Annotated in this window: 15 protein-coding genes; 7 read left to right on the top strand and 8 right to left on the bottom strand. The window is 45.5% G+C overall.

What is annotated here, in order from left to right:
• The first annotated feature begins 3 nt into the window (after positions 1 to 3).
• The 5 genes from rnr to gcvT all read left to right on the top strand — a co-directional run bounded on the left by rnr (position 4) and on the right by gcvT (position 7,437).
• Complete coding sequence (gene rnr, locus V202x_RS24275) at positions 4 to 2,286, top strand: ribonuclease R (RefSeq protein ID WP_145179388.1); 2,283 nt, start codon at positions 4 to 6, stop codon at positions 2,284 to 2,286.
• Between the two features lie 329 nt (positions 2,287 to 2,615).
• A complete protein-coding gene (locus tag V202x_RS24270) occupies positions 2,616 to 3,359 on the top strand; it encodes a succinate dehydrogenase cytochrome b subunit (RefSeq protein WP_145179387.1) in 744 nt (247 codons plus the stop codon).
• Positions 3,360 to 3,430: 71 nt separating this feature from the next.
• Positions 3,431 to 5,362, top strand: coding sequence for a fumarate reductase/succinate dehydrogenase flavoprotein subunit (locus tag V202x_RS24265; RefSeq protein ID WP_145179386.1), 1,932 nt, complete (start codon positions 3,431 to 3,433; stop codon positions 5,360 to 5,362).
• The gene (locus V202x_RS24260; RefSeq protein WP_197993076.1) at positions 5,362 to 6,123 is read left to right on the top strand and encodes a succinate dehydrogenase/fumarate reductase iron-sulfur subunit; all 762 of its coding nucleotides are present in this window, start codon (positions 5,362 to 5,364) and stop codon (positions 6,121 to 6,123) included. Before V202x_RS24265 ends, V202x_RS24260 begins: the two co-directional genes overlap by 1 nt.
• A gap of 216 nt (positions 6,124 to 6,339) precedes the next feature.
• Entirely contained in the window at positions 6,340 to 7,437 is a 1,098-nt protein-coding gene (gcvT, locus tag V202x_RS24255) for a glycine cleavage system aminomethyltransferase GcvT (RefSeq protein ID WP_145179385.1), read from the top strand.
• A gap of 6 nt (positions 7,438 to 7,443) precedes the next feature.
• On the opposite strand, the gene V202x_RS24250 is transcribed toward gcvT, so the two are convergent.
• Positions 7,444 to 8,481: a fatty acid desaturase family protein gene (locus tag V202x_RS24250; protein ID WP_145179384.1), complete on the bottom strand. Its 1,038-nt coding sequence runs from the start codon at positions 8,479 to 8,481 to the stop codon at positions 7,444 to 7,446.
• A 504-nt stretch (positions 8,482 to 8,985) separates the two neighbouring features.
• Here V202x_RS24250 and V202x_RS24245 point away from each other — a divergent pair.
• Positions 8,986 to 9,252, top strand: coding sequence for a hypothetical protein (locus V202x_RS24245; RefSeq protein ID WP_145179383.1), 267 nt, complete (start codon positions 8,986 to 8,988; stop codon positions 9,250 to 9,252).
• A 52-nt stretch (positions 9,253 to 9,304) separates the two neighbouring features.
• On the opposite strand, the gene V202x_RS24240 is transcribed toward V202x_RS24245, so the two are convergent.
• The 7 genes from V202x_RS24240 to V202x_RS24210 form a co-directional block, all read right to left on the bottom strand.
• Entirely contained in the window at positions 9,305 to 10,552 is a 1,248-nt protein-coding gene (locus tag V202x_RS24240; protein ID WP_144988071.1) for an MFS transporter, read from the bottom strand.
• Positions 10,553 to 10,975: 423 nt separating this feature from the next.
• A complete protein-coding gene (locus V202x_RS24235) occupies positions 10,976 to 11,800 on the bottom strand; it encodes an ABC transporter permease (protein ID WP_145179382.1) in 825 nt (274 codons plus the stop codon).
• 78 nt (positions 11,801 to 11,878) lie between these two features.
• Positions 11,879 to 12,910 (bottom strand): ATP-binding cassette domain-containing protein, encoded by a 1,032-nt coding sequence (locus tag V202x_RS24230; RefSeq protein ID WP_145179381.1) that lies wholly within the window; start codon positions 12,908 to 12,910, stop codon positions 11,879 to 11,881.
• A gap of 103 nt (positions 12,911 to 13,013) precedes the next feature.
• Entirely contained in the window at positions 13,014 to 13,874 is an 861-nt protein-coding gene (locus V202x_RS24225; protein ID WP_145179380.1) for a hypothetical protein, read from the bottom strand.
• 441 nt (positions 13,875 to 14,315) lie between these two features.
• Positions 14,316 to 15,377, bottom strand: coding sequence for a hypothetical protein (locus V202x_RS24220; protein ID WP_145179379.1), 1,062 nt, complete (start codon positions 15,375 to 15,377; stop codon positions 14,316 to 14,318).
• A gap of 229 nt (positions 15,378 to 15,606) precedes the next feature.
• Complete coding sequence (locus V202x_RS24215) at positions 15,607 to 17,655, bottom strand: carboxy terminal-processing peptidase (RefSeq protein ID WP_232098678.1); 2,049 nt, start codon at positions 17,653 to 17,655, stop codon at positions 15,607 to 15,609.
• A 430-nt stretch (positions 17,656 to 18,085) separates the two neighbouring features.
• Positions 18,086 to 18,700 (bottom strand): TetR/AcrR family transcriptional regulator, encoded by a 615-nt coding sequence (locus tag V202x_RS24210; RefSeq protein WP_145179378.1) that lies wholly within the window; start codon positions 18,698 to 18,700, stop codon positions 18,086 to 18,088.
• A gap of 571 nt (positions 18,701 to 19,271) precedes the next feature.
• Between V202x_RS24210 and V202x_RS24205 the strand changes: the two genes are divergently transcribed.
• Positions 19,272 to 20,282, top strand: coding sequence for a DUF1559 domain-containing protein (locus tag V202x_RS24205; RefSeq protein WP_145179377.1), 1,011 nt, complete (start codon positions 19,272 to 19,274; stop codon positions 20,280 to 20,282).
• The last annotated feature ends 9 nt before the right edge of the window (positions 20,283 to 20,291 follow it).

Genomic DNA, 20,291 nt, shown 5'->3' with positions numbered 1-20,291 from the left:
GTGATGCCCGATTTTGAGAAGAAAATTCTCGATTACGTTACCAGGCCCGGCTACACACCTGTGCGTGAAAAATCGTTGCTCAAAAAAGTGGGAGGCTCCAAATCAACGGCTTCGGAATTTGAGCAGGCCATGGAGAGTCTGCGTGCCAGAAAAGATATTCTGGTTTCTGATTCCGGTTTAATCCGTCCTGTTAAGAAAGAAGGGTGGATCGCGGGCACGATCAAGAAAACCAATTCTGGTGCGGGATACCTGATTCCTCATCATAAGCCCGATGATATTGCGCACGATCAACGTCACGCGGGAGACCTTTATATTTCCGAACGTGATTTGGGTGATGCTCAAACGGGAGATGAAGTCTACGCCACGGTGGTGAACCGCAGGCGAAGTGGTGGCCAGATTTGTGGTCGAGTCGTGGAGATCATCGAGCGGGCTTCGACCACCTTTGTAGGAACGTATTTTGAAGCTCAGGGAGAAGGCTATGTCCACGTTGATGGCAAAATCTTTAATTCTCCGATTCATGTGGGTGATCCAGGGGCTAAAGGAGTACACTCAGATGATAAAGTGGTAATCGATATCCTGCGGTTCCCTTCCAGGAATTATCTTGGCCAGGGTGTGATTTCGAAAGTACTTGGTCCCCATGGTAAACCGGGCGTTGATCTTCTTTCGATTATTTATGAATTTGGGATTCCGATGGATTTTCCAGAGGAAGTACTCGAAGCGGCCCGCGAACAAGCCAGTCTGTTTGATGAAAAAAAATGGGGTGATCGACGAGATCTGACAAAAGAGACTATTGTCACAATCGATCCCGCAGACGCGCGCGACTTTGACGACGCGATTTCTTTAAGCCGAGACGAACGAGGTCATTGGCTGTTAGGCGTTCATATTGCAGATGTGGCTCATTTTGTCAAAGAAGGTTCTACGCTGGACCGTGAAGCGAAAAATCGTGGTACCAGTGTCTATTTGCCTGGACGAGTCATTCCGATGTTGCCAGAAGTCATCTCGAATGGATTAGCGAGTTTGCAGGAGGGGCAGGTACGGTTTACCAAATCGGCGTTGATCGAATTCACGGCAGAGGGAATTCCCATCCATACGGAATTTGCAAATTCGGTCATTAAAGTCACCCAGCGTTTTGCCTATGAACAGGTCATGCCAATCGTGCAAGGGCGTGATCAGGAAGGTGGTAACGTTTCCACTCCCGTTCGTAGTTTGCTGAAAAATATGCATCATTTGGCGATGATCTTGCGTGGACGTCGATTTTCAGCGGGGGCGTTGGAGTTACATCTTTCGGAGGTCAGGCTTACATTTGATGCCAAACACCGAGTGAGTGGTGTGGTGGAGCGTGAACATGATGAAAGCCACCAGATCATCGAAGAGTTTATGCTGGCAGCAAATATTGCGGTGGCGGAGGCCTTCAATGACCGCGAGCTTCGTTTTCTGAGACGCGTGCACCCCTCTCCTGAGTTGCCTCGTCAATTGGCATTTGCAGACTTCGTGAATGCCCTGGGTTACACTTTGAAGAAGGCGCAAAGCCGTAAGGATCTTCAGAAGATTGTTGAGCAGGTGCATGGCACACCTGTTGAGCAGGCCATTAATTATGCTTTGTTACGTAGCTTAAAGCAGGCTGAGTACACGGACGAAGAGTTAGGCCACTATGCATTGGCTGTAGATCATTATTGTCATTTTACCAGTCCCATTCGTCGCTATCCCGACTTAACCATTCATCGGATGATCGATGAAATTATAGAACGACCCGAGAAGGGCAAAGGGCAAAGTCCGCAAGGCTTAAGGCAATTAGGTCAGGAACTTTCCTTGCGGGAACGACGGGCAGAAGCAGCAGAACGAGAGCTGACGAAAGTAAAACTACTCACTTGGATGATCGATAATGAAATTAAAACTCTCAATACGATGATCACAGGCGTCGAAACTTTTGGTCTGTTTTGCAGAGGGACGGATGTACCAGTTGAGGGGCTATTGCATATCAGCCGGTTGGGTAAACATGACTACTTTAACGTCGACTCTGCCAAATTCAGTATTGTCGGTGAACGGACAGGACAGGAATATCGAATCGGTGATATGTTGACGGTCGAAGTCGAAAAGATTGATCTGGATCGTCGCGAACTGGACTTTCGTCTGCCGAACTCGAAAAAAGCGGGGAAACCCGCAAAGAATGGTGCTTCACAACGAGGAGGGAAGTCGTCCAAGTCCTTTTCAAAAGCAAAACCGAATACAAAGAAGAACAGCCGCAAGCTGAAATCACAACGAGGCAAAAAGAAAAAAAGAAAATAGCAGTAAAGAACAATGAGAGCGGAGATCATTTGCTGACTGTCCGATGATAAGTAGCAGCGTATAATATTTATGTGAAGAGACTTTTTTGTGATCAATCTGGATGAAGTCCTTGAAATTTCAAAAAGGGATGTAGTTTATAATCGGGTGAAGATTGATGTTCAAAGGTAAAGAAATATAATAACTTAAGTTGTATTACGAATTGAAACACCTGTCTTTAAAGAAGCAAAGAAGTTCAAATGTGGGGCTGAAGAAGCCGCCGCTTTAACAAAATTTTATTTCACAACATTATTTGCGGGATCGCCTTAGGGTAACCGGGTGAAAGCTGAATTATGGTGACGAAATTGGCAGAACAACAGCAGTCCTCTTCTCCGGGAAGTGGGAGATCGGCCACCAAGTGGATCATGACTCTTCTTTCCTCCTCCATTGGCCAAAAGTTCGTGATGGGCATCACCGGACTCTTGCTGTGCGGCTTTCTGGTCGTGCATTTAGCGGGAAATTTACTGGTCTATGTTGGAGCAAAGGCCTACAACAATTATGCACATGAACTGCATAGTATGATGCTGCTGCCAGTGGCAGAAGTGGGCTTATTTCTGTTGTTATTCGTTCACATTGCCTTGGCTTTTAAGTTAACCCGCGACAATCAACGGGCGCGGCATATCAGTTATCGGGAGACTCAAACAAAGATTCAGGAAAAGCCTTCCCTCTTCAGCAGGACTCCGATGGGGGAAACCAGTTCCTGGATGTTTATTTCCGGTTCGATCATTCTCGGATTTTTAGTCATCCATATGATCGATATGAAATTGCAAGCGAATCCGACTGTCGATTATACGGATGCAAAACCTTATGACATTATTGTTCAAGTGCTCGGTAGTAGTCTGAGCGCTCCGTTTTATATTGTGGGAACCATCGTGCTTGGTTTTCATTTATCACATGGATTCTGGAGTGCCTTTCAGTCACTGGGGCTGAATCATCCCAAATACATGCCCTGGATTAAAAAGCTGGCGATCATATTCGCGTTTGTCATTGCCGCTGGTTTTGTAAGTCTACCGATCTGGGGATATTTCATTCGTTAATTGTTTCTGGTTTCATTCATTGTTGCAGAAAACGCAATTGTTAAACTGTTTCCGTTTTGAAGGTTAACATCATGGCCGAGGCGGCTACTACGGTTCTGAATTCTCGTGTTCCTGAAGGGCCTATGGCTGAGAAATGGGACCGTTGTAAACAGGAAATGAAGCTGGTGAATCCGGCCAATAAACGGAAGCACAAAATTATCGTTGTGGGAACCGGTTTGGCAGGGGCTTCGGCCGCTGCTTCCCTGGCTGAACTGGGATATCAGGTTCAGTCTTTCTGTTTCCAGGATTCTCCGCGGCGTGCGCATAGTATTGCCGCCCAGGGGGGAATCAACGCCGCCAAAAACTACCCGAATGATGGCGACAGCGTCTGGCGATTGTTTTACGACACCGTCAAGGGAGGAGACTTCCGCAGCCGTGAGGCGAATGTGCATCGTCTGGCTCAGGTGAGCAATAACATTATCGATCAATGTACCGCTCAGGGAGTTCCTTTTGCACGTGATTACGGTGGATTGCTGACGAACCGTTCATTCGGTGGGGCTCAGGTTTCACGTACTTTTTATGCCCGTGGTCAGACCGGGCAGCAATTGTTATTGGGAGCCTATAGTGCATTAATGCGACAAGTGGGGACAGGACGTGTCAAATTGTTTCCGCGACGGGAAATGCTGGATCTGGTTGTTATAGATGGTGTCGCACGCGGGATTATCGTTCGGAATCTGATCACTGGCGAATTCGAGAAATATTCTGCTGATTGTGTTTTACTTTGTACGGGGGGGTATGGAAATGCCTTCTATCTTTCCACGAATGCCAAAGGTTCCAATGTGACGGCAGCCTGGCGTTGTCATAAACGAGGCGCTTATTTTGCCAACCCCTGTTACACGCAGATCCATCCGACTTGTATTCCCGTCAGTGGTGATTATCAGTCCAAACTGACATTGATGAGTGAAAGCTTGCGAAATGATGGCCGTGTCTGGGTTCCTCAGGCACAGGATGATAAGCGTCGTGGAATTGAAATTCCCGAAAATGAGCGCGACTACTATCTAGAGCGTCGTTATCCCGCCTTTGGAAACTTAGTGCCACGCGATGTTGCGTCTCGGGCATCCAAGGAGCGTTGTGATTCTGGTTACGGAGTCGGAACAACGGGACAGGCCGTCTATCTTGATTTCCGTGATGCAATTGCCCGCGACGGGAAACATGTAATCGAAGCAAAATATGGCAACCTGTTTCACATGTATGAAAAGATTACCGGTGAAAATCCTTATCAGGTGCCAATGAGAATTTATCCTGCCGTCCATTATACGATGGGAGGCTTATGGGTTGATTATCACCTGCAAAGTACCATTCCTGGGTTGTTCGTGCTGGGAGAAGCCAATTTCTCGGACCACGGCGCGAACCGCTTAGGCGCATCAGCTCTGATGCAAGGTTTGGCGGATGGATATTTTGTCGCCCCTTATACCACTGGTCACTTTCTTGGCTCTCAGAGTTTGCCTGATGTTTCCACTGAAGACGAAGCATTCTCGGAAGCGATGGCGAATGCCCAGGATCGTAATGCCAAAATTCTGGGTGTGCAGGGAACGCGTTCCTCAGACAGTATCCACCGGGAATTGGGGCACATTCTCTGGGACTATTGTGGCATGTCGCGTGAGAAACAGGGACTGGAATCTGCCATGGGTAAAATTCGTGATCTGAGAGATGAGTTCTGGTCCAGTATCAAAGTGCTGGGGCAGGGCGAGCAGCTTAACCAGAACCTGGAACACGCAGGCCGTCTGGCTGACTTTCTGGAATTTGGCGAGCTGATGGTGCGTGATGCACTCGTTCGAGAAGAGTCGTGTGGCGGGCATTTCCGTGAGGAACATCAGACCAAAGAAAACGAAGCATTACGGGATGACGATAATTTTTGTCATGTGTCAGCCTGGGAGTTCACCGGAGTTGGAAACGACCCGGTCGAACATCGCGAGCATTTGGAATTTGTTGAAGTACCTCTGGCTACGAGGAGTTATAAATAATGAGCGAGACACTGGATCTAACGCTCAAAGTATGGCGGCAGGCGGGAGCGAATGCACCGGGACGCTATGTGGAATACCAATTGAAAGAGATTTCCACACACATGTCTTTTCTGGAAATGCTGGATGTCCTGAATGAGCAGTTGAATGAAAAAGGCGAAGAAATGATTGCCTTTGATCACGATTGCCGTGAAGGCATCTGTGGTATGTGCAGCCTGATGATCAACGGTCAGGCACATGGGCCAGATTCTGGCACCACAACCTGTCAATTGCATATGCGTCGCTTCAAAAATGGAGATACGATTGTGGTTGAACCATGGCGTGCGAAGGCATTTCCAGTCGTGCGTGATCTGGTTGTGGATCGCAGTGCCTTTGATCGCGTGATTGAAAAAGGGGGATTCATCTCAGCAAATACAGGTAATGCGCCCGATGCGAACGCAGTCCTGGTGCCTGCGCCAATTCAGGAAACCGCCATGGATGCGGCCGCGTGTATTGGCTGTGGCGCTTGTGTCGCGGCCTGTAAAAATGCCTCGGCGATGTTGTTTGTTTCTGCGAAGGTATCACATTTGTCAACACTGCCTCAGGGGAAACCGGAGCGTGCTTCTCGGGTAGAGAATATGGTGGCGCAGATGGACTTGGAGGGCTTTGGAAACTGCACGAATACAGAAGAATGTCAAGCCGCTTGTCCTGCTGAGATTTCTGTTTCGAATATTGCCCGGCTCAACCGAGAGTATCTGCGGGCTCAGCTTTGCTCCAAAGAATAACGGTTCCAGTTCAATCTCAATTCATGAAAGCGAGGATCCCTGTTTGTGACCTCGCTTTTTTACTGCGCGAAGAGTTCTGAAATTTTGGGATTCCCGCTGTCTGATGATTGCGTGTTGGAACATAAGCTTTCAAAATAGACCAGCCTCGTTTCAAAAAAATTGAATCTATTTTGATCAAAAAATCTGTTTTCAACCGAGAGAAAAGAGAGAAGTCCCTTGTCTGATTCATTGTTATTTACTGCCTGTCATGCATGGCACGTTGCGCATGGTGGCCGCATGGTTGATTTTGCAGGTTGGGACATGCCTTTATTGTATTCCAACATTACCGAAGAACATCATGCCGTACGAAAAACAGCAGGTCTCTTTGATATTGCCCATATGGGACGGCTTTTTTTTACAGGCCCGGATGCCTGTCGTTTTCTGGATACATTGCTGACGAACAATGTGGAATCTCTAAAGCTGGGGCAGATTCGCTATTCACTGGTGACAAACGAGTCAGGGGGAATTCTGGATGATGTGCTCGTTTACCGGTTTTCCAATTTTTATATGCTGGTGGTCAATGCTTCGAATCGATTGAAGATTGTGGATTGGATTGAGCAACAACGCTTGGGGTTTGATGTTCATGTTGAAGACCAAACCACTGAAAAGTTTATGCTGGCCTTACAGGGGCCGGAATCACTGAATGTGCTTTATCCAATCACAGACGCGAATCTAAGCGAGATCAAATATTATTTTGGAGTCGAAACCAAAGTTTTGGGTGTGGATGCCCTGGTGAGCCGAACCGGTTACACGGGCGAAGATGGTTTCGAAGTGGTGCTTGATCAAACGCATGCAGTTACACTCTGGGAGCGGTTGATTGCTGATGGGCAGGCGGTTGGTTTGGTTCCCACGGGATTAGGGTGCCGGGACACACTGCGGTTGGAAGCGGCAATGCCTTTATATGGTCATGAGTTGAACGAGCAGATTGATCCGTTTACCGCTGGTCTGAACTTTGCTGTGAAGTTGAAGGGCGCTGATTTCATTGGCAAAGAAGCTTTAATTGCAGCAAAAGCACGAGACGACAAAGAAATCCGTGTGGGTATTATATTGGACGGAAAACGTGCTGCCCGGGAAGGCTCTCCCCTGTTTCAGGGGGATCAACAAGTAGGAACAGTCACATCGGGGTCTTTTTCTCCCACGCTCGAAGCCCCCATTGGAATGGCTTATGTTAAGCCGTCATTTGCAGAAGCGGGTCAGACGCTGGAAGCTGATATTCGTGGGAAACGATATCCTGTAAAAGTAGTTGCGTTACCATTCTATCAACGCGACACTTAGGAAAAATCATTTATTGGTGACGTGGTCAGCATCCGCCAGGACTTCCTGTGCTACGTCCTGCACGAAGTTGTCGATCTGTTTTTTCTCTTTGGCTGGTGGCGGGGCACCTGCATTCATACCAACTCCCGGGTTGGAAATAAACGAGGGAGCCATGTCAAGAATCGCGCCCCAGTAGGTCCTGAAGACGGGATATTTGACATCCGGGTTTTGTTCCTGATAGTCATCCATTTTTTGCAGAAGTAAGTTGTGAGCAATTCTGGGATGGCGGTGGTGGGGACCATGTACAAAAATGTCAAAATTAAAATACGTACATAACTTGGTAATGATATTCGAGCCAACGACAGTTCGTGTACCCAACATGGGGTCGTAGCTGCTCATTCCCAAGTGTTCGGTAAACTTCCGCGTATTTTGATAAATTCCCGCCAGATAGTGGGGCAGGAACCAGACGCGTGCTAAGTCCCAAAGTGTCCCATAGTAGGCACAGGCTCCTATAATCGACCCCCAGAACAGGACAATTGCAGAAAATTCATAACGAATGGTTCTGCGTAACTTGGGATCTTTGATCGGTGAATCTTTATGCCAGAAAATGCGTCCATATATGTAAGGCGCCATGAAAAGGCCAAGGAAGAGATCAAACCAGATAAAGATTCTTCGAAAGCGGAGTGACGTATTGGGGTCTGAGTAAGGCCATAGCTCCCAGTCACTCGGTTTATTTAAGTAGGCGTGATGGCGAATATGACTTTCTCTGTAGATCGAGTAAGGAACAAACATCGCTGTTCCCAGAAAACGACCTAACCAGATACTGGCATTTTTAGATCCGGAAAGTGTGTGGTGCGAGCATTCATGAAAGCAACTGGTCCAGCAGAAGAGACAATAAGAAGTAAAGAGTGTCCAGAACACTTGCCAGCCGATCGCGTTATTAGGCCAGTAAGTTGCTATGCACCAAAGTCCAACAGCTCCCAACGGTAAGAATAAAAATCGTGGGATTGTGGATTTTTCTTCAAGATCTTTTAATTCCTGCTCAGTGAATTGTGTGACGGACACGTTGTAGCTCCGGTCTTTTTAAACTGCTAGCACTTTTTCTAGTATTTTATTTTGTGTTTTACCTGATAGAGGCAACTCATAGTTGATATTATTACTCTATCTTATCTCAGATAAAATGTACTCCGACTATTTTTGAGAGTCAACTTATCTGATTTTTCGGCCTTTTTGACTCATTGCTGTACTAAGTCTTGCAGCCTCAGATCGTTAGTAGCATTATTTTTTTAAGTCGGATGATTTGGAGTTAATATATACAATAGGAATTTTAAGTTGATTGCAAGGGTTTCGAGTTGTTAAATTATTGCAAGATTTAGTATTCATTTCTTTAAAAATATTGCTATTTCGACCAGATCCGTAGTTATTAAATAGTTCAGACTTAGCATAGATTTTAGTCAGCAAAGTGGTCTTTCAAACCGATAAAAATCTTCATTATCCATATTTGGCAGGGAGATACTACAATATTCCCTTATAAATTCGTAAAACAAGCTAAGGAGTGAATCCTCTCAGATGGCAGAATATTCAAATTATCAAAAAGATGTGATCAAACGCTACTATGATAACCGCGATTCGATCGACCAGCAAAAATTAGCCGAATTGTGCACAAATCTCTATTTGGCAGAGGGCAAGAAAAAAGCAAAGCTTTGGGACAAAGCTCGTGACATCATGGAACGTTTGGAAATTCCTGCCTCGCGGATTGATCATATTCTTACGTCGGAAGACCCCGCGGTTTTGGCAGAACTTGTCAAAGACCTTGAATCGGGATCCATCCGTTAATGCCGTTTTGAGAGTGAAATGTCATCGGTGGTAGCTCGACAGTAACATTCACTTAATCGAGCGCCTCTTCCAGAGTGGCACAAAGTTCCTGTGGGACTGCTGCATCTTTGCTGACACTGTGATTGGCTGTGACTGAGTACACGGTCGCCGTGAGGGTCATGATAGATGCCGACGTATAGAACATCGGAACGATGCCCCAATTGTCGATAATACTCCCCAGAATGGGTGCAAACACAATCGCACCGATATCGAAGAAACCGAGCACAATGGTAGTTCCCGTTCCACGATAGTGTTTGGGGAACGATTCTGTACCCAGTGAAACGACGGCGGGGAACAGGAGAGCATGCCCAAAACCGCACAAAATGGAGGGGCCAATTAATTGCCATTCCCGTGTGATTGATGGAAGAATGATGTGACCGATCGCATGTCCCATCAGCCCCATAATGATCATTTTATTTCGTCCGACAGTCTCTCCCCAGCGTCTGGTCAAAATACGAATGACAAAGGCAGAGATCGCATAACCGGCAAAGAAGGTTCCAATTCCCCCTAATCCGCGTTGCGTGACGAACCGGGTTAAAAAGACACTTACCACCGTGAAGCTAAGCCCCATCATGATGGCAATCACAACGACCTGACCGGGCCAATAGCGGAACAGCAACTGATGAGCCGCGGGTGTGAATCTAGGTCTGCGGTGAATATCATTACGGGTAATGGTAAGCACAATGATAAAGTATAATAGTCCCAGAACGGCAGGGGTGCCGAACACAGCATAAAATTGAGCATTTCCGGGAGCGAACCAACGCATCATCCAGTCACTGATCTGGGTACCGAGAATGATTCCGACGAAGCCACTGCTACCTAAGCTGCCTATGACTTCGGTTCTGCGATGGTGAGGAACTTTTTGTTGAATATGGACGACTGAGCAGGTAAACATGCCTGCAATTCCAGTTGCAAAAAATGTCCTTAAGGCGAATATTTCCCAATCCAATGATCTACATAATGCCGTTCCGCCTGCACCAATGACAAAGACGACTGCGGAGATGGCCCACAATCGTCTGACTCCATAGCGGTCAATTCCCTGGCCCATAAAGAACCGTGCAATCAATGCCACAAATACACCACAACTAACGATGTCTCCAACGAGTTCTTCAGTTCCGCCAAGATAGGTAATCAAATCAGCAAAACGAAAGGTAAGGGCGTTTGCAGTGACCAGAATCACATTTGCCAGGTAACAAAGCCAGAAAAGTCGGTTGTAGATCGGTTCCTCTTGATTAGTGGGAACAATAGGGGTAATTGACATTTGTTTTTTAAATTAAGGTTGGGCAGATTGCCGTATCCAAGAATGAACTTGTTTATGGAATCTGCACTGTTTTCTGTTTACATTCCAAACGTAAATCCGTTGATGAGAAATCACGGACAGAGGAGAGAAGGTTTCACGAGTTTCATTCGTGAAATGTAGTTGTCACGAACCACACCCTTTAGACACCAAACATGCGCCTAAGTTCGTAATTATGAGGCGAGGAGAGACTCATTTTGGGCAAAACGCCACATCTTACGAAAGTATCCTGAACCTTTCACTAATAATTTTAGCAAAGTGGCAGCCATTCGTCTAACGGAGAATAATGAATCTTTGTGGAAAGAGGATCTGATCTCTGGATTTTCAATTTTGTATTCGGGATCAAAATTGAAGTTTGATGTAGTTAAGATCCTTGTATTTCACCATTTAACCGCCAAAGGCACTATAGCGTTTCGTCCCGAAGTGGAAGGCGACTCGATTCATTACAAAGAGGACAACAATCCAGACCACTTCAATAGACAATTCGAAAATGAGCTCTTCGTTTGTATATTTTCCGAGGAACACGGCACCAGGGAAATATGCCAGATATTTAAAAGGCAATAGCTGCATCCAGTGACTTAGCGGTTCTGGAAAGAGGTCGAGTGGGATCATGTGCCCGGAAAGAAAGTAATTCAACATCATATAAATGAAGATCAGTGAACTGACTTCCAAAAACCAGAAGGCGATCAACCCGATCAATGATTCGATCAGGAATCCCACCAGAAACGCCATTAATAGAGACAGAATCCAGGCAGTGATCGTAAATGCATCGGGTACACCACTGAAATACTCACGGCAAAGATAAAAGACAAGAACAAATGGTCCAATGGCGACCAGGTAATATACTAGTTTGTGGGCCACACGAGCCCAAAACAGATATCCCAGCATATCAATCGGTTGAACTAAATATTTTTTGATGGTTCCATCGCGTACGTCGTTGGCAATGCCGTTGGATAACCCCGGCATACTGGAAAATGCCCGCCCTACCATGACAAGCAGATAATAGGCGACCATTTCCTGATAGTTATACCCTTTAATGGAACCAATGGGAGAAGTGGTATAAATTCCGTAGATCGCGCCCCACAGAAAGATTTGCGTCACAATGGGAAGGAACCGAACCAACGTGGCAAAGATAAAATCTCCCCGGTAAACAAGACGTTCTTCTACAGAAGTCTTTAAAATAATCCAATTGGTTCGCAGGTTGGCGATCATATTCTTGATATCGAAAAGTCGGATTTAAAACCGTTGGTGAATCTTACGGGACGATTTGTTTTGTTTCCAATGCATCAGTTAGTCCGTCGTTGATTGCAGCTCACTCTTTGCGTTTTGTGAATGGTCTGAATCCTCTTTATGCTCAGTGAAGACTTCTGCAATCACTTCTTCCAGTGGTCTTTCTTGCACACCCACATCCAGAATACGGTACTTGGAAAGCAGGCTTGACAGAATTTCCGGAATTTTATTTCGAGGGACTTTTAGTTTGACACGAGGTGCTTCATTTTCAATGACTTCTCCCCACTGTGAAAAGTCTCTGGGCATGTCATCGCCGTCGAACTGGACATCCATAATTTTATGGTTGCTGAACCGATCCAGAATGTCGCTCAATGGGCCATCATGTTTGATCGATCCCTGGTTAATGATGACAGCGCGTTTGCAGAGTGCTTCCACATCTTTCATATAATGACTGGTTAACACAACGGTCGTTTTTTGCTCAATCTGATAGTACTTTAGAAATTCCTGTACGCGCCGCTGAGAAACAACGTCCAGGCCGATTGTAGGTTCATCCAGAAGTAAAACATCAGGTCTGTGGAGTAATGCCGCGATGAGTTCCATCCGCATGCGTTCTCCCAGTGAGAGCTCGCGAACAGGTTGACCAATCAGGTGTCGTACTTCGAGCAGACTGGTTAATTCATCAATGCGTCGCGTGTATTCTTGTGGATCAATTCGGTAGATTTCTTTATGGAGACGAAATGATTCCTGGGCAGGCAGATCCCACCAGAGTTGATTTTTTTGCCCCATGACCAGCGAAAATCGACGACGGTATTCATTTTCGCGTTTCCAGGGAATGTGACCTAAAACGGTTGCGGTACCGGCTGAGGGGAAAATGAGTCCAGACAGAAGTTTGAGCGTTGTTGTTTTGCCGGCACCATTCGGTCCGAGGAATGCCACCATTTCGCCCTGTTCGATCGTGAAACTGACATCAGAAACAGCGTGTACGGTTTTATGATCGCGATGCCATAACCCCTTGATAGAAGCGAAGACTCCTTCATTTTTTTGGTATACTTTGTAGGTTTTTTCGAGATTTTTTACGACGATGGCGTTCATGGTGCCATCTTACGGTACCCGCCGTTTCGGGTCGAGCGACAAAGTATGAGAATCGCAAAAAACAGGTGCCCTACCAGTACCAGATGTTAACCGTCTTGTCTGACTACTGTTGTTTTTCGGCTTCAGCCAGAGCGTTACGGATCTGACTCGCGATTTCCGGGTCGCACTTGGGAATGGTTTGCTTCGGAATAACATGTTCCTGTTTGGCGTAGTAGATGTTCAATAGTGAATTTCGGATGCCGGAGTCGCCTTCTAACTGTTCTCTGCCATGCCAGCTCTTTTTTCTCAGAGTGTTAATCACTGAAAACGCGAATGCACTGTTCGGTTCAAATGGATTCTGTTTGACTTTTTCAAATCCTCTGAATCCTTTTGGTTTACCAAGCACATGTTGTGGGACAAGATTACGTCTGTAAAGGGCAGTTCCCAGTTCGAGTTGAGATCGATCCCGGGGCAGAGCAATCTGGAATGTCACAATTTTTTTGCGTGTATCAGGGTGTGGGGTAATGAAGTAACCTGGTTTTTCACGCATCAGGCTTAATCGAGGAAACGCTTCGATTTGGTTGACTTCTGAACGATCAATACCAAATCGATAAGCGATGCCGGAACTTAAACAATTGAAGACCGCCTGTTTCAGTTCGGAGGACGCTAGAGCATTTCGAATTCCCAACCAAAGTTGCTGCTGTTGCTCATTGAAACCCTGGTTGATTCTTTCCGACGCAAGTTCAAATTCAAAGCGGTTTGATTCACCATTCTCCATAATATGCCGTTCCCCCATCGTTGTATAATTTGATTGCTCTGGGAGATTTTCAATGAGCTCGGCATAGATATCATTTGGGAAGATATTTGTCACAGCGATATAGGGAAAAGGCTCTTCGTACGGTTCGGTTTCATTCAACCGCTTCATCATGTGTGTTAAGACATATTGAGTGATTTCAGTACTGGCTGTGAGTGTTTTAAGGGCCATCTTTTCATCCTTGAGTCGTTTGGCTATGTATTACGATTTGATCGATTGCTCTCTATTGACCAGGAATTTCGTTCTATAAAAGTGCCAATGGTCTCGATCTTACCCTGGTCATTTTTAAAATGATTCTGGTGTTTTATCTGATATGTCAACAAAATCCTATAGCAAAAATTTTTGCGTTCTATTTGCTATCTAATCTAATTAAGTGATCGATCACATCCCATCAACAATCACTTTTCTATTATGGAATTTAAATTTCTCGCGGTGATGGGGCTGTACCAGAAAATTTTCATTTTGAGCTACCGCCATCAATGCTTGCTTTCGCTTAAGCACGTAATTGCCCCAATTTCCTTTCCGGCCTCCGTGAAAATAACATGCGAAAGTGCGGATATTTACTTTTAAAACGGAATCAATCTGCTTTGGACCGTAATTGGGAAATGGTTTTTACTTCTCAGCCAAGGCTTTGCGTATTTTATAAGCAACAAGCGGATCGCACATTGCTGCCGTTGCTATATGAGTCGCATTGGCACCGGCGGCGAGAAAACTTTTTACATCACTGGCAGAGCTGATGCCTCCACAGCAAATCAAAGCAGTATCAGTGGCTTTTCCAGATGAGCTTGCGAGTAATGTAGCAAACATTTTAAGTTGCTTGAGAGCTGCCTCTTTGGTTGCCATACCACAGATGCCCCGTTGTTCCCCAGCAAAGAGTGGTTTGCCTTGATTGTCAATGACAGTGGTCGCTACGCTATTTGTCATAGCGATCCCTGAAGCAAAGGGCTGGATTGCCTGTAATAATTCTTGAGCCTGCTTTTGGTCAGGCACATGTCCAATTTTGACGAGGTACGGAACAGAACGGCTTACTTCTTTGACGCGACTGGCGACGAAGGCGGCTGCCTCTGGTTCCTGATAAAGCTGTCCGTCTCGCGTGCAGACGTTTGGACAAGAAAAGTTTGTTTCAATGCAATCAGCGCCACTTTCGATGGCCCAGCGTGCACACTTTGCATAATCGTCAGCCAGATCGTCAAGCGACCAGCCAGGTTCCAAACTGCCGACGACAGATACAGAGAGTATTTTCTCATCGGCAAGCAACTTACGTGTTTGTTCGATATCCTTGCGCCATATGTCTGGCGATGCTGAGGGCATGCCAAAAGAAACGGCCCAACTTCCCTGCATTTGATTTGAAATTGAAACTTGTTGTTCTCCGCCTTCTAATGAAGTCGTAACGACTGGTTGCAAGTTAGGGAGTGGATAACACTCTCGCGATCTGGATCTGACCGTTTTATAGGTGAGAACATCAAATCCAAGACTGGCGTAATAGAGAACCCATTTCCCATTCAGTAATGGTCCTGCAGGCATTCCCAGTGGAGAAGAAACAGGCAGGCCACAAAATGACCATTGGCCCGGAACAGTCGGCTGTTCCAGCTCGACAGGTTGGGGCGGATTGTCATAGTTCCATTGATAGGTCTGCCGTAGATCATAGCGTGGCAAGGGTTCTGTAGTTTGCATGGGAGAGCCAGAATAGGAAACCGTGTGTTCTTGAATGAGGCTGTTAAAATTGTAGCAGTCTCAGATAAATGATCACAGGTTTAAGTGACTCAAAAGATGCATTGCGCTTTGGAGTGTGTTCTTAGAAATCGCAATGGGAAATGCTATGGCAATCAAACAGAGAGCATAAAAAAACTCCGAACCCTTCAATGGGTTCGGAGCAGGGGCTAGTGCATTCGGTTTAATAATTTTAACGTTGAACTGTATTCATGCTTTTCAGAAGATTCACATAGTCGACGGTGATATTCAGAATTTCATCGTTATAGTGATCTTTCTTGAAAATATCTTTGTCGGCTTTGGTATCTTTCTTTTCTTCCTCTTTCTTTTCTTCTTTATCCTTCGTCAACTCTTTACGACGAGCGGCTTCGTTAAGTGAAATGGTCTTCTGGTTTTTCTTTTCGAGATATTTATCAATCTCTTTCTGAGTTTCTTTGAATTCCTTATTTGCGACGATTCGTTTTGCACTCGATTGCTGTAGAGGATTCAAAATTTGTTGGTTCACCATGCCAACAGGAGCGAATTGAGCAACATCAATTTTGTCGAACTCCATTGCATCATCTAGGAACGATTCTCCTAAATCCATATTGTCGATAAGTGAAGGCAGAATCACGTCTGAACGCACACCCCGATTTTGAGTGCTATCGCCATTGACTCGGTAGAATTGCTGAATCGTGAGTTTTAAAGCTCCCAGATCCTGCTGACCTCCGAGAAAACTAAATGCATTCTTCCTGACGGGCATGACATTTTGTACGGTTCCCTTGCCGTGTGTCGTGGTGTCACCGATGATAATACCTCGTTTGTAATCTTTGATCACACCAGCAAAAATTTCTGATGCGGAGGCTGACAGTCGATTACAGACAACCACGAGTGGTCCTGTATAGACAGCCCCCGGTTCGACATCACTATGAATTTTGCGCTCACCGTCCATTTGTTTGACTTGAACGACCGGGCCTTCATCGACAAATAAGCCTGAAACTTCGATGGCTTCACTGAGAGCTCCACCACCATTGAAGCGTAGATCGATCACGATGCCATCCACGCCTCCCTGATCACGAAAATCGTTCAGTACCTTGCGAACGTCGCGAGCGGTACTCTTAAAGTTCTCATCGCCTCGTTGAGCACCACGGAAATCGCGATAGAAGGAAGGGATACTGATGACACCAATCCGGCCTGTTTGACCCGGGATGCGCTCACCGCTTTCAATGATCTTGCCTTTGACTTCCGATGTACTGAGTTCAATTTTCTTACGAGTTAATTTATAAACATCGGTAGTACTGTCTTTTTCTTTCTTGACTCTAAGTTGCACGATGGTTCCCCGTTTACCACGGATGTATCGCACAACTTTGCTGAGTTTCATTTCAACAACATCAACGAAGTCACCATCTTCTTGGGCAACAGCGATGATTTTATCACCTGCTTTGAGACGACCATCTGCATCTGCAGCACCACCGGGAACAATCTCAGCGACCGTCGTGTAACCATCTTCCGAGCGAAGTGCGGCACCAATGCCATCCAAACTGAGCTCCATGCTGATCCGAAAATCTTCCAGAGTCTGTGGCGACATATAACTGGAATGAGGATCAAAACAGTGAGTCAACGCGCTCAAATACATTTCCAGTTTTTCAGGATTTTCAGTCTGGGTCATTGTTCTCAAGTTATTGCGGTAACGTTTATGCAATTGCTCACGCGCTTCACCAATCTTTTTATCGTCCAAAATCAAAGCCAGTAAATCGTATTTCACTCGTTTTCTCCAACGCTCATTCATCTCAGTTTGATTTTTGACAAAATCAAGATCTTTGGCGTCAACCACGATAGATTCATCAACCGTGAAATCATGATCTACGTCAACCAGTTGCTGGGCATAGTCCATGCGTTCCTGCAGTCTCTGCAGATAGAGGTTAAAACAGTCGTAAGCAAATCTGACATCACCGGCTGTCAGCTTTTCATCTAATTGGTTTTGCTCTGCTTTGAAACGATCAATATCCGATTGGTAGAAATAGAGTTTTTGTGGATCGAGTTGTTTGATGAACCGCTTCATCAATTTAGCAGAGGTTTCATCATTAATGGGTTTACCACTAATGTGAAAACGACTGACCATCGCACACACTCGCTTCGCTGTGACCGAATCATTGGATGAATCTGGAGTGGTAGCTTGCTGCGCAAAAATCGCGGTTCCCAACAGGAGAACCATACAAAGGCTAAGAGCAGAGGCTGCTTTAGAGGGAGGATTTAACTTCATAAGTTTCGTCCGTTTATTGGATTTTAGGTGACGTTGAGAAACAATGAGAGAACCCAGCGTTCAGCCGAGTATCTCTTAATGTAGGCAGCTCGATATTATAGGATCAGAGAAAACAGGACAAGATGACATTTTTTGCTCTTTGAGCGCTCATCTGCTTATCAGAAGCTGATTTACCTTTAAGAGTGCCTCAAAACCCACTGCCACGAAATCATGTCTTCAGTGAAAATTAGTACTTCATTAGTACGTCATTTGTGATGTCTCTGTTGGTCATTATTGCCTGCATTTCGCTGAGAAACAGTTGAAATATGAGTAAAACGTCAAGTTTAACGTTATCTCTGTGATTGAGTTTTATAGAATGATATCAAGGTTGATTGTGGGTATGTCCTTTAATTACAAAGGTTTACATCTTGTTTTGTGTGGATTGATGCTATCAGCTTGGCTGAATGAGCTTGATCATGGTTAATAAACATTCAGTCCAATGTTCCTCGAACTCTTTCGAGTTAACCTTATGTCCGGAAATCAGTTGTGCTAATTGAGGCAGAGTTGCAGGGAAGAAGACCAGAGCCGTTAAGATCGTCATCAAACAAGTTGGGTCAAGTCCCTCTGTAATCGCTCCTTCCGACTGCGAATTTTTCAAGCGATCAATGTGCTTTTGATAATATTCTCGTCTCCAGGGCTCATCGATGAGCGGCTCACCATTATTTTGTTGGGCTTCATTTAAGAGCACTCGAACATAATTCTGGTCTCTTAAGTTTTCTTCGAAGTAGAACTGGAGAATTTCGACAATGTCGACCGGAATTTTTTCGACACTCTCGTTTCGTTCTTCAAGTTTGCTTTGCAGAGCCGCCTCAAACAGCCCCCGTTTATCATTAAAATAGCGATAAATCAGTGACTTATTAAATTTTGCTTGACGTGCGACGGATTCAATCCGCGCTCCGTCCACCCCTCTTTCTGCAAACTCATCGATGGCAGCTTTCAGAATGGCGGCTTGGGAACAGCTTTCTTTTTTGACCGGTGCTGTTTCTGCGTCTGTAGGTGTCATCATTGCTCCATTAATTATGAGAAAGCCGAGTGTAACCGCATTACTTCATGCTGTGAAGATTCCAGAGGAAGGCACATTCAAAATCAGCATTTTCAAAAAATTTAATTTTGTCCCGATTTTTGTTGAAATTCGGAACGAGGGCGACTAACATCGAATATATAGTAACGGTAACGTTACCGTTTGTCCAATCTTTTTTCAAATATGTCGAATGAGTGCCACTAATTGTCTTTCTCCAACGTCATTTCTTTCAGGAGCAGGAAGTTACTGGTTGAGTCATGTTGGTTTACCAACTTTTTGATAATCATTTTTAAAAAATGGATATCAATTTTCGTTGTAGTGTAGGTACTAAATAACCAGAACTTGTGTTTGATGCACAAAATACGATTGTTTTTAAGTAGAGATCTATTTTTTCAACTTTAACGAAACGAGAAGGGGCCACTCACGTTTCTTAATAAATATAGATTACATCACTTTTATTGCGTGAGAGTTCCCGACGTCAAACTGATTCACTGATGACAGTGATCAGAATAATTAGACAGTTCCTAACCCTTTTGGAAATGCGAGGAGTAGCGCTATGGCACATCGTAAACCTCTGAAGAGAGGATTCACACTCATCGAGTTGTTGGTAGTCATCGCAATTATTGCGATTTTGATTGCCTTACTGTTACCCGCAGTCCAGCAAGCCCGTGAAGCGGCGCGCAGATCGCAATGTAAAAACAATCTCAAGCAGTTTGGCTTGGCGATGCACAACTATCACGAAGCGCACAGTACGTTTCCCTTGGGCACCAGTGTGAATTTTGCGACTTCTTCCGGCGGTGGAAACTTTATTACGAGCGGGCTCGTAATGATGTTGCCTTACTTTGATCAAGCGAACTTGGCCAATCTTTACGATCACACAAGGCCATGGGAACAGCAGTCAGCCGCTGTGGCCAGAACGGTCATCCCCATATTTGTCTGCCCTTCGAATGTGGGAACCAATCCTGTGACCGACTCCGCTTTTTCGGCCTTGGGACTTCCTGTCGGAGATACATTCGGGATTACGACCTATGCAATGTGCCGGGGATCAAACGTGGCCTGGTGTAATTCGAGTAACCATGCCAGCAACGTCAGAGGTATGTTTGATCTCAATCGAGGAGCCAAAATGCGGGATATCATAGATGGATCCAGTAACACGATTGCGATGGGTGAAGCAGCTTCGGGTCCTCAATTTATGCTCTGTGATGGACAAGGATGTAATACGGCGTCGGCGACACCAGTCGAAGCGTATCAAGCCTGGGTGGTCGCACAACCACCGAATTCAGACTTTAAACCTGCTTTGGGTCCCAGAGCAAGTGTTTTCGGAAGCACGGCAGACCGCATGAACAAACAATTTACTACGGAAACGCTGATTGACCTCTCAAACTACTCTGATTGCTCATTTGGCGCCGGTGCTGATGCCACGAGCAACTTCCGCAGTCAGCATGTGGGGGGAGCCCATTTTCTTTATGGAGATGGATCAGTTCACTTTATCAGTGAGAATGTGGACCTTGGACTTTATCAGGCACTCTCAACGATTCAAGGGGGAGAAGTTGTCGAGACACCGTAGTCTTCTATG

The organism is Gimesia aquarii, assembly GCF_007748175.1.
Taxonomy (GTDB): Bacteria; Planctomycetota; Planctomycetia; order Planctomycetales; family Planctomycetaceae; genus Gimesia; species Gimesia aquarii_A.
Note: the sequence above shows the minus strand (reverse complement) of the source record. Positions and strands in the feature narration are given on the sequence as shown.

Excerpts from the sequence above, each read along its gene's own strand:
- V202x_RS24210 (WP_145179378.1), bottom strand. The coding sequence starts at position 18,700 with ATGATGACACCTACAGACGCAGAAACAGCACCGGTCAAAAAAGAAAGC.
- V202x_RS24225 (WP_145179380.1), bottom strand. The coding sequence starts at position 13,874 with ATGGCCCTTAAAACACTCACAGCCAGTACTGAAATCACTCAATATGTC.
- V202x_RS24205 (WP_145179377.1), top strand. The coding sequence starts at position 19,272 with ATGGCACATCGTAAACCTCTGAAGAGAGGATTCACACTCATCGAGTTG.
- V202x_RS24220 (WP_145179379.1), bottom strand. The coding sequence starts at position 15,377 with ATGCAAACTACAGAACCCTTGCCACGCTATGATCTACGGCAGACCTAT.
- V202x_RS24265 (WP_145179386.1), top strand. The coding sequence starts at position 3,431 with ATGGCCGAGGCGGCTACTACGGTTCTGAATTCTCGTGTTCCTGAAGGG.
- V202x_RS24215 (WP_232098678.1), bottom strand. The coding sequence starts at position 17,655 with ATGAAGTTAAATCCTCCCTCTAAAGCAGCCTCTGCTCTTAGCCTTTGT.
- rnr (WP_145179388.1), top strand. The coding sequence starts at position 4 with ATGCCCGATTTTGAGAAGAAAATTCTCGATTACGTTACCAGGCCCGGC.
- V202x_RS24240 (WP_144988071.1), bottom strand. The coding sequence starts at position 10,552 with ATGTCAATTACCCCTATTGTTCCCACTAATCAAGAGGAACCGATCTAC.
- V202x_RS24260 (WP_197993076.1), top strand. The coding sequence starts at position 5,362 with ATGAGCGAGACACTGGATCTAACGCTCAAAGTATGGCGGCAGGCGGGA.
- V202x_RS24270 (WP_145179387.1), top strand. The coding sequence starts at position 2,616 with ATGGTGACGAAATTGGCAGAACAACAGCAGTCCTCTTCTCCGGGAAGT.
- V202x_RS24235 (WP_145179382.1), bottom strand. The coding sequence starts at position 11,800 with ATGATCGCCAACCTGCGAACCAATTGGATTATTTTAAAGACTTCTGTA.
- V202x_RS24230 (WP_145179381.1), bottom strand. The coding sequence starts at position 12,910 with ATGAACGCCATCGTCGTAAAAAATCTCGAAAAAACCTACAAAGTATAC.
- V202x_RS24245 (WP_145179383.1), top strand. The coding sequence starts at position 8,986 with ATGGCAGAATATTCAAATTATCAAAAAGATGTGATCAAACGCTACTAT.